Source organism: Lysobacterales bacterium, from assembly GCA_019634735.1.
Classification (GTDB): Bacteria; Pseudomonadota; Gammaproteobacteria; order Xanthomonadales; family UBA2363; genus Pseudofulvimonas.
In genome coordinates, this window is sequence record JAHCAT010000014.1 from 91,092 (window position 1) to 107,511 (window position 16,420).

12 protein-coding genes are annotated in these 16,420 nt (G+C 71.3%); 4 read left to right on the plus strand and 8 right to left on the minus strand.

Translation table 11 applies throughout. From position 1 onward, the window contains the following. Position 1: 1 nt before the first annotated feature. Positions 2–364, minus strand: a complete 363-nt coding sequence (locus tag KF823_13330; protein MBX3726887.1) for a DUF1304 domain-containing protein — start codon at positions 362–364, stop codon at positions 2–4. 95 nt (positions 365–459) lie between these two features. After that, positions 460–1,365, minus strand: coding sequence for a DMT family transporter (locus KF823_13335; protein MBX3726888.1), 906 nt, complete (start codon positions 1,363–1,365; stop codon positions 460–462). A gap of 474 nt (positions 1,366–1,839) precedes the next feature. Here KF823_13335 and KF823_13340 point away from each other — a divergent pair, with 474 nt between their 5' ends. Then, the gene (locus tag KF823_13340) at positions 1,840–2,904 is read left to right on the plus strand and encodes an efflux RND transporter periplasmic adaptor subunit (GenBank protein ID MBX3726889.1); all 1,065 of its coding nucleotides are present in this window, start codon (positions 1,840–1,842) and stop codon (positions 2,902–2,904) included. A gap of 1 nt (position 2,905) precedes the next feature. After that, complete coding sequence (locus KF823_13345; GenBank protein MBX3726890.1) at positions 2,906–6,040, plus strand: efflux RND transporter permease subunit; 3,135 nt, start codon at positions 2,906–2,908, stop codon at positions 6,038–6,040. A 7-nt stretch (positions 6,041–6,047) separates the two neighbouring features. On the opposite strand, the gene KF823_13350 is transcribed toward KF823_13345, so the two are convergent. Continuing rightward, positions 6,048–7,229 (minus strand): cation:proton antiporter, encoded by a 1,182-nt coding sequence (locus KF823_13350; GenBank protein MBX3726891.1) that lies wholly within the window; start codon positions 7,227–7,229, stop codon positions 6,048–6,050. Positions 7,230–7,504: 275 nt separating this feature from the next. On the opposite strand from KF823_13350, the gene KF823_13355 reads away from it, so the two are divergent. After that, complete coding sequence (locus KF823_13355; protein MBX3726892.1) at positions 7,505–8,224, plus strand: phosphatase PAP2 family protein; 720 nt, start codon at positions 7,505–7,507, stop codon at positions 8,222–8,224. Positions 8,225–8,251: 27 nt separating this feature from the next. On the opposite strand, the gene KF823_13360 is transcribed toward KF823_13355, so the two are convergent. The 5 genes from KF823_13360 to KF823_13380 all read right to left on the minus strand — a co-directional run bounded on the left by KF823_13360 (position 8,252) and on the right by KF823_13380 (position 14,693). Continuing rightward, complete coding sequence (locus tag KF823_13360; GenBank protein MBX3726893.1) at positions 8,252–8,692, minus strand: DUF4262 domain-containing protein; 441 nt, start codon at positions 8,690–8,692, stop codon at positions 8,252–8,254. Positions 8,693–8,714: 22 nt separating this feature from the next. Beyond that, entirely contained in the window at positions 8,715–9,548 is an 834-nt protein-coding gene (locus KF823_13365) for an NrdJb (protein ID MBX3726894.1), read from the minus strand. A gap of 63 nt (positions 9,549–9,611) precedes the next feature. Then, a complete protein-coding gene (locus tag KF823_13370; GenBank protein MBX3726895.1) occupies positions 9,612–10,535 on the minus strand; it encodes a hypothetical protein in 924 nt (307 codons plus the stop codon). Positions 10,536–10,571: 36 nt separating this feature from the next. Further along, positions 10,572–12,719 carry an adenosylcobalamin-dependent ribonucleoside-diphosphate reductase gene (locus tag KF823_13375; protein ID MBX3726896.1) on the minus strand — a complete coding sequence of 716 codons (2,148 nt, stop codon included), beginning with the start codon at positions 12,717–12,719 and terminating at the stop codon, positions 10,572–10,574. A 348-nt stretch (positions 12,720–13,067) separates the two neighbouring features. Beyond that, positions 13,068–14,693 (minus strand): hypothetical protein, encoded by a 1,626-nt coding sequence (locus KF823_13380; protein MBX3726897.1) that lies wholly within the window; start codon positions 14,691–14,693, stop codon positions 13,068–13,070. 232 nt (positions 14,694–14,925) lie between these two features. On the opposite strand from KF823_13380, the gene KF823_13385 reads away from it, so the two are divergent. Continuing rightward, positions 14,926–16,353: a Do family serine endopeptidase gene (locus KF823_13385; protein ID MBX3726898.1), complete on the plus strand. Its 1,428-nt coding sequence runs from the start codon at positions 14,926–14,928 to the stop codon at positions 16,351–16,353. The last annotated feature ends 67 nt before the right edge of the window (positions 16,354–16,420 follow it).

Here is a 16,420-nt window from a genome sequence, read left to right on the forward strand (position 1 = left end):
CTCAGGTCCGACGCCGCGCCGCAAGCACGGCGGCCAGCGCCAGCGCCGCCGGCAGGGCCTGGCTGAGCACGATGCTGGGCTTGGCGGTCAGGCCACCGACGATGCCGGCGACGATCACGCAGGCCAGGAAGAACACCTTCAGGTCGAGACGGTCGCGCCACAGGCCCCAGGCCAGGCCGGCGGCCAGGAAGCCGTTGTACAGGCCCTGGTTGAAGGCCAGCACGGCGCTGGCAGCGGACTGCTCGGGCGTCATCGCGAACACCCGGCGCCCGAACGGGTGGTCCCAGAAAAGCATCTCGATGACCATGAAGGCCAGGTGCCCCAGCACCACCAGCACGATCAGCGCGGTCGCGATCCTCCTCACGGCATCCTCCCCGTCAGCCCGGGGCCAGTGTGCCTGCCGGCTGGCGCTCGCGCCACGGGGCGCTGGCGCGCGGGCGGGCGTTCGTGCCACAGCGCTCAGCGCGGCGCCGGCCGGAACTGGTTGAGCGCCACGCCGCCGAGGATCAGCAGGCCGGCCACGGCCATGGTCGCGGTCAGGGGCTCGTCGAGCAGGGCCCAGGCCCAGGCCACGCCGAACAGCGGCACCAGGTAGGTGACCGTTGCCGCGCGCGCCGGTCCGACCCGGTCGAGCAGGCGGAAGTACAGGGCATAGGCCAGGCCGGTGCACAGCACGCCGAGCGCCACCGCGCACAGCCAGGCCAGCCCGCCCGGCGGCGTTGCAGGCCAGTGCGCCACGGCCAGTGGCGCAAGCAGCACGGTGCTGAAGGCCAGGGTCGCGGCCGCGGTGGCGGTCGGCGGCAGGCCGCCCAGCCAGCGCTTGACCAGGTTGGCGGCGACCGCGTAGCACAGCGCCGCGACGGTGCCGGCCACGGCCGCCCAGGCACTGCCCAGGCCAGCATCGCGACCGGCGACCAGCACCACCACGCCGGCCAGTCCGGCGACCAGGCCGATGCCGCGGCGCAGCCCGATCCGCTCGCCGAACATCAGCCAGGCCACCAGCACCGCGAACAGCGCGGTCAGGCTGTTGGCGATGGCGCCGATCGCGGCCGGCGCCCGTGCCGCCGCCCAGGCGAACAGCACGAAGGGCACCGCCGAGTTGAGCAGGCCGATGATCGCCAGGCGGCCCAGGACGGGGCGCAGCCGGTGCCGCGCCACCAGCGCGAACGGCAACAGCACCACGGTCCCGAACAGCAGGCGCAGCTCGACCAGGGGCACCGCACCGAACGCCGGTGCGGCGATCCGCATGAGCAGGAACGAGCCACCCCAGATGGCACCGAGCAGGAGCAGCTCGGCCAGGCCGCGCACATCGATGCCGGCCGCGGGCGCGGCGGGCGGGCTGGACACCGGTGCGGCTGCGGACATGGCGACGGATCCTGGCGGGGGCGGCATTGTCGGGCAAATCCGCGCCGAATACGCGCCGTAATCGGACGGTACGTTGCCACACGCCGACCAGCTCCCCTTGCAGCCACCCTGTGGCGCTGACAGGCATCGACGATCGATTTCGCCGGCCGATCGTCCAGTCGCACCTCGGAGGCCTGTCCCGGGGGCTCCCGACGCGTCCGCTGTTTGCCGGGTTGCCTGGCCGGGCGGCCGTCCATGGCCGCGGCCGGCAGGGGTCTCACGCCGCCAGGACGCCGCCACCCCACGGCGCGCCGCCGCGCGCCGGTCAACAGCGAACCCTCAGGAGGCGTGGTCGAACGTCCGGCCACGCGTGACCTCCGGCCCATCGTGCTCGGGCGCAGCCATGTGGAACAATACGCCGCCCGCGGCGACCCCGCGTCCCGGCGTCCCGGGGCTGGCCGGCCACCACGACCCCTCCCTGCCCAGGACCGCGCCATGTCCCGCGTCTTCTTGCTTCTGGTGTTCGCGCTGCCGTTGCTGCTGGCAGGATGTGCCGGGCCCGCCGCGGAACCGCCGCCGCAGGCCGCGCCCACCGTGGCCCCAGGGGTGTCGGCGCAGCCCCTGGCTGCGTTGCTGCAACCTCGCCATGGGACGGCACCCGCGACGGTACGGGCTGGCAACGACACCCTGCTGGCCAGCGAGGTCGCCGCGGCGATCGCCGGCGTCGAGGTCGACGTCGGCAGCAGGGTCGGCGCCGGCGACCTGCTGGTCACGCTGGACGACACCGACCTGCGCCTGGCCCTGGCGCAGGCCCAGGCCCGGGTGGCGGCCGCCGATGCCCGCGCCAGCCAGGCCGGGCGCCGCCTGCAGCGCGCACGCGGCCTGCAGGACCGCCAGTTCATCGCCGAGGACGAGGTCCTTGCGCTGGAAACCGAGCACGAGGCTGCCCTGGCGGACGTCGCGGTGGCGCGTGCCGACCGCGACGTCGCCGCCCGCGCCGTAGGCAAGACGCGGATCCGCGCCCCGTTCGCCGCCGTGGTCGTCGAGCGTCAGGCCCAGGTCGGCGCCCTGGCCAGCCCGGGCACCCCCTTGCTGCGCCTGGTCGACCTTGCCGCAGGAGAGGTCGAGGCCCGCCTGCAGGTTGGCGACGCCGCCGCCATCGGCGAAGCACGGGACCTGGCCTTCGAGACCCAGGGCGTCCGCCTGCCGGTCCAGTTGCAACGCTTGGCCCCGGTGGTCGAGACCGGCACTCGCAGCCAGCTCGCCCGCTTCGCCTTCACGCAGGCCGGCGCACCGGCCGGAAGCGCCGGCACCCTGCACTGGCAATGGCCGGCCAGCCAGCTGCCGGCAGCGTTGCTGGTGCGTCGCGGCGACGCCGTCGGCGTGTTCCTGGCCGAGTCCGGACGGGCCCGCTTCCTGGCGGTGCCGGGCGCCATCGATGGCCGGCCGTTCGCCCTCGATCTCCCCGGCGATACCCTGATCGTGACCCGCGGCCAGCAGGGCCTGACCGACGGCGATGCCGTCGTCCTCGCCAGCGACGACCCGGAACCGGAGGCCTGAGGTGGGCCTGCTGCGCGCCCTGATCGGCAACCACCCCCTCGCCAACATCGCCTTCGTGGTGGTGATCGTCATGGGCCTGATGGCCTATGCGCAGATGCCGCGCGAGCAGGACCCGGAGATCAACTTCAACTGGGTCAACGTCGCCACCGCCCTGCCCGGCGCCAGCGCCGAGGACGTCGAGCAGCGCGTCACCAATCCGCTCGAGGACGCCATCCGCAACGTCCAGGACGTGCGCTGGGTGGTCAGCTCCTCGCGCGAGGGGCTGAGCAACATCCTGGTCCGCTTCCGGGACATCGGCGAACGCGACTTCGACAAGCGCATCAACGACCTGCGCCGCGAGCTGCAGAACAAGGCCAATACCGAACTGCCCACGGAGGCGATCGATCCGGAGATCCTGGAGCTGACCACCTCGAACGGCTTCCCGACCGCGATGGTGGTGCTGACCGGTCCCGCCGACGACGAGCACCTGCGCTTCGCGGCGCGCGGCGTGCGCGACGACCTCGAACAGCTCGCCGGCGTCGACCGCGTCCAGGCGATCGGATTCCGCGACCCGGAGCTGCTGGTGGAGTTCGAGCCGATCGCCCTGGCCGGCCGCGGGATCGCCGCCACCGCCCTGGCCGACGGCCTGGCGCCCTGGTTCCGCGACACCTTCGCCGGCAAGGTCCGCACCGAGGGCGGCGAGTGGCTGCTGCGGGTCGCCGGCACCAGCGCCGATCCGGCCCTGCTGGCCTCGTTCCAGCTCGAAGCGCCCGGCACCGTCGATGGCCGGGTACCACTCGACGCCGTGGCCACGGTGCGCCGCGGCAGCGCCGATCCGCGCCAGCTCGCCAGCATGGACGGCCAGGCCGCCGTGCTGATGAGCGTGACCAAGGTGGGTTTCACCAACACCCTCGACCTGGTCGACCGGATCGCCGCCTACATCGACGAACGCAACCGGGTGCTGGCCGGCAGCGGCCTGCGCCTGGCGCTCAGCGACGACCAGACCGTGCCGACGCGCACGGCGCTGGGCGTCATGCAGAACAACGCCCTGATCGGCCTGCTGCTGGTGCTGGCGGTGTGCTGGGTGTTCCTGGGCTCGCGGATCGCCACCCTGGTGGCGCTGGGCGTGGTGTTCTCGGTGGCCGGCAGCTTCTGGCTGATCGCCGCCACCGGCTCGACGCTGAACGTGTCGGTGCTGCTCGGCGTGGTGATCGTGCTGGGCATGCTGGTCGACGACGCCGTGGTCGTGGTCGAGGCGATCTACTACCGCATGCAGCGCGGCATGGCGGCGATGGAGGCCTCGCTGGCCTCGCTGCGCGAGGTCGGCCTGCCGGTGCTGGCCGCGGTGTCGACCACCATCGCGGCCTTCCTGCCGCTGATGCTGCTGCCCGGCATCGTCGGCAAATTCATGTTCGTGATCCCCTTCGTGGTCACGGTCGGCCTGCTGGTCAGCCTGATCGAGGCGTTCTGGATGCTGCCCGCCCACGTCGGCACCCTGGGCCGGCACGCGATCAGCGACTCGCGCAGCCAGGCGTTGCGCGCGCGCTGGACGCACAAGGTCCGGATCGCCTACACGCGCGCGCTGATCCGCGTGCTGCGCCGGCCGATGCGCTGGCTGGCGGCCGCCACCGGCCTGTTCCTGGCCGCGGTGTTGGCGATCGCCGCCGGCCTGGTCCGTTTCGATTTCTTCGCTTTCGACCCGCTGCGCATCTACTACGTCAACGTCGACCTGCCGCCGGACGCGCCGATCGAGGAGACCCTGCACCAGACCATGGCGGTGGAACAGGTGGTGCGCCGGCACCTGCGCGAAGGCGAGGCGCGCTCGGTGGTGTCCATGGCCGGCATCAAGTTCACCGAGGTCGAACCGGTGATCGGCGACCGCCACGGCCAGATCGCCGTCTCGCTGGCGCCGGACAGCCCGGGCATGCGGCAGGTCGACGCGATCATCGAGGACATGCGCGCGGCGGTCGAGGCCTCCGGGGGCCGCGCCGAGGTGTCGTTCCTGAAGCTGTCCGGCGGACCGCCGGCCGGCAAGGCGATCAGCGTCAAGGTGCGCGCCGACGACTTCGACGAGCTGCGCGCGGCGGCGGGCGCGGTCCGCGGCATCATCGCCGGCATCCCAGGCGCCACCGACATCGTCGACGACGACAATCCAGGGCGCGACGAGCTGTCGCTGGAGGTCGACGTGCTGGCGGCCCGCAATGCCGGGCTCGACCCCGGCGCGGTCGCGCGCCTTGTGCGCCTGCATGTCGATGGCGAGGTGGTCGCGCAGATGCGCGACCGCGGCGAGAAGGTCGAGCTGCGCGTGCGCGCCCGGCCGCGGGAGGTGCCCGACGTCCGCGACCTGCTGTCGGATCCGGTCGCCCTGCCCGGCGGCGGCAGCACCACCCTGGGTGCCCTGGTGCGCGCGCAGGAGCGACGCAGCCCCGGCCTGATCCGGCACTGGAACCTGCGCCGGGCGATCACCGTGGAGGCCGACCTGGCGCCGGGCAGCACGGACGCGCTGGCAGCGAACGCCCTGCTGCGGGAAGGCTGGCAGGCGATCGGGAGCCGCCATCCCAACGCCGACCTGGATTTCTCCGGCCAGCTCGACGACATCAACGAGTCGCTGGAGGCGATGGGCGGGCTGTTCCTGCTCGGCCTGGGGCTGATCTACCTGATCCTGGCGGCACAGTTCCGCAGCTACTTCCAACCGCTGCTGATCCTGGTCTCGGTGCTGCTGGCCTTCATCGGCGTGGTGCTGGGCGTGATCGTCTCGGGCCAGGCGGTGTCCCTGTACACGCTGTACGGTGCGGTAGCCCTGACCGGCATCTCGGTCAACGCCGCCATCGTGCTGATCAGCGCGGCCAACGACCGGCGCGCGGTCGGCATGCGCACCCTGCACGCCACGATCTACGCCGGCAGGCGGCGCGTGGTGGCGATCATCATGACCACCGCCACTACCATCGCCGGCCTGTTCTCGCTGGCGGTGGGCCTGGGCGGCAAGTCCCTTCTGTGGGGTCCGGTGGCCTCGGCCATCGTCTGGGGCTTGGGCTTCTCGGCTCTGCTGACCCTGTTCGTGATCCCGACGCTGTACCGGTTCTTCATGCGCCAGCGCCCGGCCCGGACCGGGGTTCCTGGCCGGCGGCAACGCCCCGTCCGCCGCGCGCGGCGCTGAGCCGCGTTCAGGCCGCGCGCGCGGCGATGTCCCCGGCACCCGCGCCGTCCCTGGCCAGGCGCGGCGCCACCACCGGGATGGTCAGCATGGTGCTGGCCACCGCCATCAGCAGCAGGGCGGTGAAGGTCGCCGAGGTGATGATCGCCTTGTCGAGCAGCACGTTGGCGAAGATGATCATGATCAGCGCCTTGGTCTGCAGCAGCCAGCCGATGATGCCGGCGTCGCCGCGCGGCCAGCGCAGGATGCGTCCGGCCAGGTGCACCCCGGCCAGCTTGCCGGCCACCGAGGCGACCAGCAGGGCGGCGGCGGCGGCGAACACCATCGCGCCGCCCAGCTCCCAGGTGGTGCGCAGGCCGGTGCTCAGGAAGAACACCGGCATCAGCACCAGCAGCACGTGGTGGCGCAGCAGGTCCATGCGCTCCTGGTCGAACCAGCGCGCATCCACCACGACCCCGGCCAGGAAGGCGCCGACCATGTAGTGCAGGCCGGCCCAGTCGGCGCCGAACGCACACACGCACAGCCAGATCGGCAGGATGTACCAGCGGTCGCGCTCCGCCACCGCCCGCATCAGGCGCCGGAACACCACGCAGGCCAGGCCGAAGGCGGCCAGGAAGGCCGCCTGCCGGCCGATCCTCTCCCAGTCCATCAGCACGATCGCCAGCACGCCCCAGATGGCGATGTCGTCGAGGCTGGCGTAGCGCAGGATGCGCTGGCCGATCGGCTGGCGCAGGATGGAGAGCTTCTCCATCAGCAGGATCAGGATCGGCAGGGCGGTCACCGCGCAGGCCATACCGATGCCGACCACGAACTGCCAGGGCCGGCCTTCGGTGCCGATCCAGCCCGGCAGGCCGAGCAGCACCCAGGCCACCGCGGCGCCCGCCAGCAGCGGCGTGAACAGCGCCAGCCCGGCGGTCACCACGGTCTCGCGGCGGTTCGCCCAGGCCTGCGCCAGGTCCAGCTCGATGCCGGCGATGCACACGAAGATCATCACCGCCCACCAGGCGACGCCATTCAGCGCAGTCACCACATCCGGCGCGAACACGAAGGCGTAGTAGTCGGGGAAGACCGCGCCCAGCACGCCAGGGCCGAGCAGGATGCCGGCGATGATCTGCACCACCACCAGGGGCGCCCAGTAGTCGGTGCGCAGCAGCCGCCAGACCAGCCAGGGCACGGTGAAGATGATCGCCATGGCGATCAGGTACAGCTCGGTGGTGGTGATCTGGTGTGTCACGGGACTTCCGCTGGCATCGGGCGCGTGGAGCCTAGCACCGGGCCGCGGACCTGGCGGCGTTGGCCCGGGACTGCTGCCGACCGTTCCAGGGACGCAGCCCGCCAGCGCATGCACGATGCCGCCGGGGCCTGCCGAGGCCACCGGCGCACACGGACCGCTTCCTGCGGGAGGCGGACAGGTGCGCGGGCGCCGCGGCGCTTCCTCGTGGCGCACGAAGCGGCGACACTGCAGGCATGAGAACCGCCGAGCCATCCGCCCGCCTCATCCCCGCGGCCGTGCCACGGCGCCGGTTATTGCCACCGCTGGTGGCCCTGCTGCTGGCGCTGTCGCTGCTGGCCGGCTTCGTGCTGGTCCTGGCCAACGTCCTCGACGGCGACCTGGCGCATTTCGACGCCTGGCTGGTGTCGACGCTGCGCGAGGCCGGCGACCCTGCCCTGACCCGCGGTCCGGCCTGGCTGCAGGTGTTCTTCCTGGAGCTGACCCACCTGGGCGGCACCGTGGCCCTGGCCTTCGCGACCCTGGCGGTCGCCGGCCTGCTGGTGATCGAGCGCCGCCCGGCCAAGGCCGGCCTGGTGCTGGTCGCCGTGGTCGGCGGCACGGCGCTGAGCAGCGCGCTCAAGTGGGGCCTGGACCGGCCGCGCCCGGACCTGGTGCCGCACCTGGTCGAGGCGCTCAGCCCGAGCTTCCCGTCCGGCCACGCGATGCTGTCGACGGTGGTCTACCTGACCCTGGGCGCCCTGCTGGCGCGCTTCGAGTTCCAGCGCCAGGCCACGCGTCTCTATGTGCTGGCCTGCGCCATCGGCCTGGCCCTGGCGATCGGCATCAGCCGCGTCTACCTGGGCGTGCACTGGCCCAGCGACGTGCTGGCCGGCTGGTGCCTGGGCGGCGCCTGGGCGATCGCCTGCCTGCTCGGGGCGGACTGGCTGGCCGGTCGCCGCAACGGCCTGTCCTGAAACACGGCAGCCCCGAGGCGGTGCGGTTCAGACCGCGGCGAGCGCCTCGTGCTGGCCGGTGCCGGCGTATCCCGGCTCCCCCGGGAAGCGCCCTTCCCGGTCCGGCCAGAACAGGACCAGGGCTTGGAACGGCCGCTCCGCGTAGTGGCGGAAGGCGGTACCCAGGTACTCGTCGTAGCGGTCGGCGCGCAGCGGCACCAGGCGGACCTTGAAGCCGCCGCCGAGCAGGTCGTCGCGCTCGGCGGCCGCCAGCCGCTGGCCGGCTTCGGCCAGGCCGACGCAGCGCGCCAGCAGGGCGTGCGCCGAGGCCTCCGGCAGGCCGAACACCAGCACCTCCGGCTGATCGAAGCGTTCTGCCAGCCCGATCGTGTAGGCGAACGCCTCCTCGCCCTCGGCCTCCGGCGCGACCATCACGCAGTGCCAGCCGTGGCTGCGGATGTTGGCGGCGATCGGCGTGTCGACGCTCACCGGCCGCCGCCTGGCCGCAGGCTCAGCCGCACTTGGAATTGCCGCAGGACAGGCAGGTCGCGCAGCCGTCCATCATCACCACGGCCTTGGCGCTGCACTTGCCGCACAGGCTGGCCGAGGCGGGGAACCCTGGGACCGTGGCCTGGTCGGCCTGCTCGGGCACCTGGGGGCGGTCGGCCAGGTCCGGGCTGATCCGGTTGCCGCCGACGCCCTTGCCCTGTCTGCGCGCCGACGCGCCAGCGCCTACCTCAGGCTTTTTTTTTGAGCGGGATTCCAGGGCGGCGCGCTTCTCGGCGATCAGGCGCTTCTGCTCGGGGCTCAGCTCCTCGCCCAGGATCATGCCGATCTTCCGGAGGTGGTCCTCGATCACCACGCCGAGTTCGGCCACGATCGACGGCATGTAGATGCCGCCGGCCTTGAAGTAGCCGCCACGCGGGTCGAACACCGCCTTCAGCTCCTCGACCAGGAAGGTGACGTCGCCGCCCTTGCGGAACACCGCGGACATGATGCGCGTCAGCGCCACCGTCCACTGGAAGTGCTCCATGTTCTTGGAGTTGATGAAGATCTCGTAGGGCCGGCGCAGCTCGTGCTCGGTGCCCTCGTTGAGCACGATGTCGTTGATGGTCACGTACAGCGCGTGCTCGAACAGCGGCGACTTGATCTTGTAGGTGTGGCCCTCCAGCCGCTCCGGGCGCTCGACGCGCTCGTGCATCTGGATGACCTCGGCACTCGGAAGGCCTGCCTCGGCATCGGCGTCGTGGGCCGGAGACGGGGCAGAAGCGGCCGCGACGGCCGCAGGCTCGTCGGGCCGGACCACGGCGTATCCCTTGATTTTCTTTTCGATCTTGATGGCCATCGGTTGTCCTTGGCGCACCGCGCGGCGGGCGCGGTGCGGTATCTCGTGGTGCTGCAGCGCCGGTCAGCGACGGGTGCGACCCGCTGCCTTGCCCTTGGCGGCCGGCTTGCGTACTGCGGTCTTCCCGGCCGGCACCGTCGCGGACGCCTTGCCAGGCGTCGCCGCCTTCCTGGCGACCGCCTTCCGGGTGGTGGCCGCCTTCTTGACAGCCGACTTCCTGGTGGCAGCCGCCTTCTTGACCACTGCCGTCTTGGTGGCAGCCGCCTTCTTGACCGTAGCCTTTCTGGTGGCAGCCGCATTCTTGACCACCGTCTTCTTGGTGGCAGTCGCCTTCTTGACCACCGCTTTCTTGGTGGCAGCCGCCTTCTTGACCACCGCTTTCTTGGTGGCGGCCAGCTTCTTGCCCACGGCCTTCTTGGCCGCCACCGCCTTCTTGGCTGCTGCCTTGGGCACGGCGGCCGCCTTCTTCGCGACCGACTTGCCGCTCACGCGCTTGGCAGGGGACTTCGCAGCCTTGCCGGTGACCTTTGCCTTGACCGCGCGCGCGGCAGCACCGACCTTGTCGACGGCGGCGGAGGCGGCGCCAGCCACCGTGCCGGCCGCACGGCCGGCGACGCCAGCAACGGTGCCTACCGCGGTGCCGACCACCGTGGCGACCGTGCGACCCGCGGTGGCGGCGGTGCGGCCGGCGCTGGCCGCGACTTCGGCCGCCTTGCCGGCCACCGGCTCGACGGTGGCACGGACCTTGGCGGCGCCGGTGCGGACCTGGGCACGGCGCAGGGCGACCTGGGTCCGGACGACCTCGGCGGCGCTGCCCGCGACCTCGCGGACGCCGTCGGCCAGCTCGCTGGCGCCGGTGCGGGCGTGGTCCAGAGCTTCCTTCAACGCCTCGGTGCCGTGGCTGGGCTCGGCGGCGGGCTTCTTGCTGGGGGACTTCCTGCTGGCCATGGCGATTGCTCTCATTGGGTCGACGAACGGCCGCGGCACTGCCGCGGCCCCGTGCCCGGCCCGGGGGCCGGGTACTCAGAACTTGCCGTAATAGCCTTCCTTGAGGGCGTCGAACAGATTGGCGGCGGTGTGCAGCTCGCCGTCGTACTCGATCTCCTCGTTGCCGCGCGCCTCGATCACGCTGCCGTCCTCCAGTTCGAACCGGTAGACGGTGTTCTCGAGGTCGGACTCCTTGACCAGCACACCCTGGAACGCGGCGGGGTTGAAGCGGAAGGTGGTGCAGCCCTTCAGACCCTGCTGGTGAGCGTACCTGTAGATGTCCTTGAAGTCCTCGTAGGGATAGTCGGTGGGCACGTTCGCGGTCTTGGAGATCGAACTGTCGATCCACTTCTGCGAGGCGGCCTGGACGTCGACGTGGGCCTTCGGGGTGATGTCGTCGGCGGCGATGAAGTAATCGGGCAGCCGCGCCGAGGCATCCTCGGCGTAGGGCATCGCCTGGGGATTGACGAGTTCGCGATAGGCCAGCAGTTCGTAGCTGAACACGTCGACCTTTTCCTTGGTCTTGCGGCCCTCGCGGATGACGTTGCGCGAGTAGTGGTGCGCGAAGCTGGGCTCGATGCCGTTGCTGGCGTTGTTGGCCAGACTCAGCGAAATGGTTCCGGTCGGCGCGATCGAGCTGTGGTGGGTGAAGCGGGCACCGGTGCGCGCAAGTTCCTCGACCAGCCCGGGCGCGACCTGCGCGACGCGCTGCATGTAGCGCGAATAGCGCGCGTGCAGTTCCCTGCCCTTGATGGTGTCGCCGGCCTTCCAGCCGTCGGCGGCCATCTCCGGCCGCTTGCGCAGCATCTCCGCGGTGACCTCGAAGTCCTCGTCCATGATCGGCGCCGGCCCCTTCTCGCGGGCCAGATCCAGGGCCATCTCCCAGCCGGCCAGCGCCATTTCGCGGGACACGCCTTCGGTGAACTCCAGCGACTGCGGCGAGCCGTACTTCATGCCGAGCAGGGTCATGGTGCTGCCCAGGCCAAGAAAGCCCATGCCATGCCGGCGCTTGCGCAGGATCTCCTCGCGCTGGCGCGGCAGCGGCAGGCCGTTGACCTCGACGACGTTGTCGAGCATGCGCGTGAACACGCGCACGACCTCCTTGTACTCCTCCCAGTCGAAGCGCGCCTGGTCGGTGAACGGGTCGCGCACGAACTTGGTGAGGTTGACCGAGCCGAGCAGGCAGGCGCCATACGGCGGCAGGGGCTGCTCGCCGCAGGGATTGGTGGCGCGGATGTTCTCGCACCACCAGTTGTTGTTCATCTCGTTGACCCGGTCGATCAGGATGAAGCCCGGCTCGGCATAGTCGTAGGTGGACACCATGATCATGTCCCACAGGTGCCGGGCGCGGATCTGGCCATAGATCCGGCAGGCGACCAGGCCATCGTCGCGGGTCACGTAGTTGCGGGTGGTCGGCCACTCGCGCCAGACCACCGCGCCGGCGTCGGCAAGGTCGACCTCGTCGGCCTCGTGGACATGCACCGGGAACACCAGCGGCCACTCGGCGTCGGCCTCGACCGCCTGCATGAAGCCGTCGGTGATCAGCAGGCTGAGGTTGAACTGCCGCAGCCGGCCGTCCTCGCGCTTGGCGCGGATGAACTCGCGGACGTCGGGATGGCTGACGTCGAAGGTGCCCATCTGTGCGCCGCGGCGGCCGCCGGCGCTGGACACGGTGAAGCACATCTTGTCGTAGATGTCCATGAACGACAGCGGCCCGGAAGTGTAGGCGCCGGCGCCGGAGACGTAGGCGCCGCGCGGGCGCAGGGTGCTGAACTCGTAACCGATGCCGCAGCCCGCCTTCAGGGTCAATCCGGCCTCGTGGACCTTGTCCAGGATGCCGTCCATGGAATCCTCGATGGTGCCCGACACCGTGCAGTTGATGGTGCTGGTCTTGGGCTTGTGTTCCTGCGCGCCGGCGTTGGAGGTGATCCGCCCGGCCGGGATCGCGCCGCGCCGCAACGCCCACAGGAACCGCTCGTACCAGTACGCCTGGCGGGCGGCGTCGGCCTCGGCATCGGCCAGGGCGCGGGCGACGCGCTGGTAGGTGGCGTCGATGTCGGCGTCGACCGGCTCGCCCTGTTTGGACTTCAGGCGGTACTTCTTGTCCCAGATATCCACAGAGGCGGGCTGCATCGGGACTTCACGGGACGCAGGGGCGACGGCTTCCAGTCGCACTGTGCTCATTCCTGGGCGCTCCCAATAGTTCGTTGATCTGATGGTGCTTTTGGACGCTTCTCACAACCTCTAGTGCAGCCTGAACGCGGCATCCACAAGATGTTGGGGCGAGTGGGAACGGTACTCCCGGGCGGGTGAGGCGTCAATCTTCGCCTGTACCGGGGCCGGGCCCGCGGTCGATCGGGCGGCAGGCGCGGCGCGCAGGGGCGCGGGGCCGGTGCCCGGCCCTGGGTCGATGCGGCGGTCAGGACACCCCGATCCGCCCCGGGCGTTCCACTGCCGGGCCCGGGGCAGCGCGAGCGGGCGCGTCGACCGACGCACCCGCCATTTCCGACGGGACCCGGCGATACCGACGGCTCAGGGTGTCTGGAAGCCGTTGCCGAACAGCCGATCGGCTCGGAAATGGGCGGTCAGGGCCCGTGGCAACGAGTTCTCGACGTACACCCCGGCGGCGCTCAGGCGGCCATTGGGCTCGCGCAGCAGGTCATGGAAGTCGGCGTCCGGCACCGGTGTGCTCTGGTGCAGGCGCGCGCCGCTGCCGGCGTCGACCACCAGCAGTTCGGCGCTGGCCTCGTGGGGCAGCGTGCAGGAGGTGACGCACTGCGGGCGACGACGTTCGCGTCCGGCGATGTAGAGGCGGGAGCCGCCCAGTACGGCCGCGCGCGGATAGCTCTCGGCGTCGCCGCCGTTGAAGAAGTCCTGGCACGGGGGCGTGCTGCAGCCGCCTGTCACGGCGCGCCCGCCGATGCCGAAACCGGCGTCCAGAAATCCCGCATGGGTGAACTTGGCCACGCCGATGCCGCGGTTGCCGGCATTGCCGTCCGAGGCCGGTCGCTGGGCGACTTCACCGACCAGGAACACCTCGTCCTGGAAGGGCGCCACCTGGCGCACGAGCACCGCGTTCGCGACATCGCGATTGTTGCCTCCGGCATCGAAGATGGCCCACTGACGGCCGCCGCCGGAGCCGCCGAAGCTGGTGTCCAGAACCCCGTTGAAGCCGGTGGCGAGGACCAGGAAGTCCCAGTTCCCGCTGGTGTTGCGGCGCAGGGCCCCGCCCAGGTAGATGCGGTTGAACACGCCGCCGGACTGGCTGAGCGCGATACCGTTCACGAAGCCGTGGCAGGGCTGGGCGGCCGCCGTGCAGTACGAGTCCGGCAGGAAATAGTCGATGTAGGTGAGATTGCCGCCCGGTCCCAGGGTGTTGTCGCGCGTCAACCCGCCGCCGGTGGTCCGGGTCAGGCGGACCTGGGTGATGGTGGTTCCGCTGGGGACCTGCGGAAGGCCGGTGGTGTTCCCGGTCACGAACAGCTTCGCCGGCCCGGGCGGGAACCCCTGGTCCTGGAAGAAAACCATGCCGGAACCGCGCTCATCGAACTCGCTGTTCATGGCGTTGTACTGGCCCACGAATTCGCCATCCAGGGTGAACACCACCACCACGACGTCCCGCACACTGCTGTTGCTGGTGGTCTTGCGCCGGTCCGCCAGCACGTAGAGGTGCGAACCGAACACCTTCAGGTCGGAAATCTCGGTGAACTGCGGCTGCCCGAGATTCGGATACACGAGATATCGGCGCGGCCAGATGCCCCCGGCCGGGACGCTGTACTGTCCCGGAGGCCAGGGGACATGGGTGCAGGGCAGGCGGTAACGCACCAGACCGATGTTCCACATGCCGTTCGGCGGGGGATTGAAACCGTGCTCGGGCACCAGGGCAGCGACCACGTAATCGCCGTCGGCCAGGCGGACCAGCCTGCGGCCGGTGCCCTGACCATTGGGATTGGCGAGGAAGGGATCGACCACCGTGCCACCGCACAGGCCGGTCGGATCCAGGACATGGGGCTCGTTCTGAAGGACCGAGCGGTCCCCGGCCTGGGCGCCCATCGTCAACGCCAGGCCAAGCAGGACCAGCGCAGCCAGTCCGACGCGACTCACCGTCGGGGTGCGGCCAAGAGTGGCGGGGTTCGGAGAAACCGGCGAAGCGTTCATGGGCAGGGCTCCTGGGGGATCTGCTGCCCACCACGCGAAACCCGGGCGGATCCCGACAGCCCAGTGCATCGCGCCCCGGGGCGGCCGGGCCTGGCCACGGACGCCCCTGCCGCAGCCCTGTCCCTGGTGAGGATGAACCGCCAGCGGGCGGCGCAGGAACCTCGGGCGTCGCCCCCGGTCAGACCGCCGTTCCGCCCCCATCTCTGCGGGGTTCTATTGCCAAGGAGCCCAGATGCCTCAGCGTCGCCTGCTTCTCCCGATCCTGATACTGGCCGCCGCCGGCACCGGCTGGCTGGCAGGACAGACGTCCCCGACGCCCGCGACCGCCCTGGCCGATGTCCTGATCGCCCCGGCGCGCGCCGCCGGCCTGCCGGCGGCGATCGATGGCCAGCCGATCCCCTCCCTGGCGCCGATGCTGGAGCGGGTGATGCCGGCCGTGGTCAACGTCTACACCGCCAGCCGGGTGCAGGTGCGGTCGTCGCCGTTCATGGACGATCCCTTCTTCCGGCATTTCTTCGGCATCCCCGACATGCCGCGCGAACGCGTCGAGCGCTCGCTGGGCTCGGGGGTCATCGTCGATGCCGGCCGTGGCCTGGTGGTGACCAACCACCACGTGATCGAGGCTGCCGACGACATCTCGGTGACCCTGGCCGATGGCCGCACCCTGGTCGCCGAGCGGATCGGGGCCGACCCGGCCACCGACATCGCGGTGATCCGCATCCCGGCCGAGGGCCTGGTCGCGCTGCCGCTGGCCCAGCGCGAGCCGCTGCGGGTCGGCGATTTCGTGGTCGCGGTCGGCAACCCGTTCGGCCTGGGCCAGACAGTGACTTCCGGCATCGTCTCCGCACTGGGTCGTGGCGGCCTCGACGGCCGCGGCGTGCAGAACTTCATCCAGACCGATGCCTCGATCAATCCCGGCAATTCCGGCGGCGCCCTGGTCAACCTGCGCGGCGAGCTGGTCGGCATCAACACCGCCATCTACTCGCGGTCCGGCGACAGCGCCGGCATCGGCTTCGCGATTCCGTCGGCGCTGACCGCCTCCGTGCTGGACCAGCTGGTGGAACAAGGTGCGGTCAGGCGCGGCTCGCTCGGGCTGGAGGTGCAGGACCTCGACACGGTGCTGGCCGCAAACCTGGGCGCCGCCAGCGGCGCAGGGGTCGCGGTGACCCGGATCCAGCCGGACGGTACCGCCGCCCGGGCCGGTGTCCAGGTCGGCGACGTGCTCACCGCGTTGAACGGCGCGCCTGTGCGCAACGGCCGGGAACTGCGCGCGCTCGAGGGCATGCTGCCCGGCAGCGGCGAGGTGGCGCTGGTGGTGCTGCGCGAAGGTCGCGAGCGACGCCTGACGGGCGGCCTGGTCAGCGCGCTGACCGCGCTGGTCGGCGATACCGCGGACCGGCGTCTGGCCGGCGCCGAGTTCGCGCCGGTGCCCGAGCGCCTGGCCGCCCGCGGCGTGCGCGGCGCCCTGGCCAGCGCGGTGGCGGCGGACTCGCCGGCCGGGCGCGCCGGCCTGCGCCGGGGCGATGTCGTGCTGCAGGTCAACGACACCGACCTGGACGACCTGGAGGCGCTGCGCGCCGCGCTGACGCGTGCGCCCGCCGTGCTGTCGCTCACGATCCTGCGCGGCAATCGCCTGTACAAGGTGGACCTGACGCGCTGAAAGGGCAAACCGCCAGGTCAGCGGTGGTGGCTCGACAGCCCCCATGGTATCGTGCACAAATCATTGA

Bases quoted from the DNA above. Each gene is read 5' to 3' on its own strand.
- KF823_13335 (MBX3726888.1), bottom strand. From the start codon at position 1,365: ATGTCCGCAGCCGCACCGGTGTCCAGCCCGCCCGCCGCGCCCGCGGCC.
- KF823_13340 (MBX3726889.1), top strand. From the start codon at position 1,840: ATGTCCCGCGTCTTCTTGCTTCTGGTGTTCGCGCTGCCGTTGCTGCTG.
- KF823_13350 (MBX3726891.1), bottom strand. From the start codon at position 7,229: ATGGCGATCATCTTCACCGTGCCCTGGCTGGTCTGGCGGCTGCTGCGC.
- KF823_13355 (MBX3726892.1), top strand. From the start codon at position 7,505: ATGAGAACCGCCGAGCCATCCGCCCGCCTCATCCCCGCGGCCGTGCCA.
- KF823_13365 (MBX3726894.1), bottom strand. From the start codon at position 9,548: ATGGCCATCAAGATCGAAAAGAAAATCAAGGGATACGCCGTGGTCCGG.
- KF823_13375 (MBX3726896.1), bottom strand. From the start codon at position 12,719: ATGAGCACAGTGCGACTGGAAGCCGTCGCCCCTGCGTCCCGTGAAGTC.
- KF823_13380 (MBX3726897.1), bottom strand. From the start codon at position 14,693: ATGAACGCTTCGCCGGTTTCTCCGAACCCCGCCACTCTTGGCCGCACC.
- KF823_13385 (MBX3726898.1), top strand. From the start codon at position 14,926: ATGCCTCAGCGTCGCCTGCTTCTCCCGATCCTGATACTGGCCGCCGCC.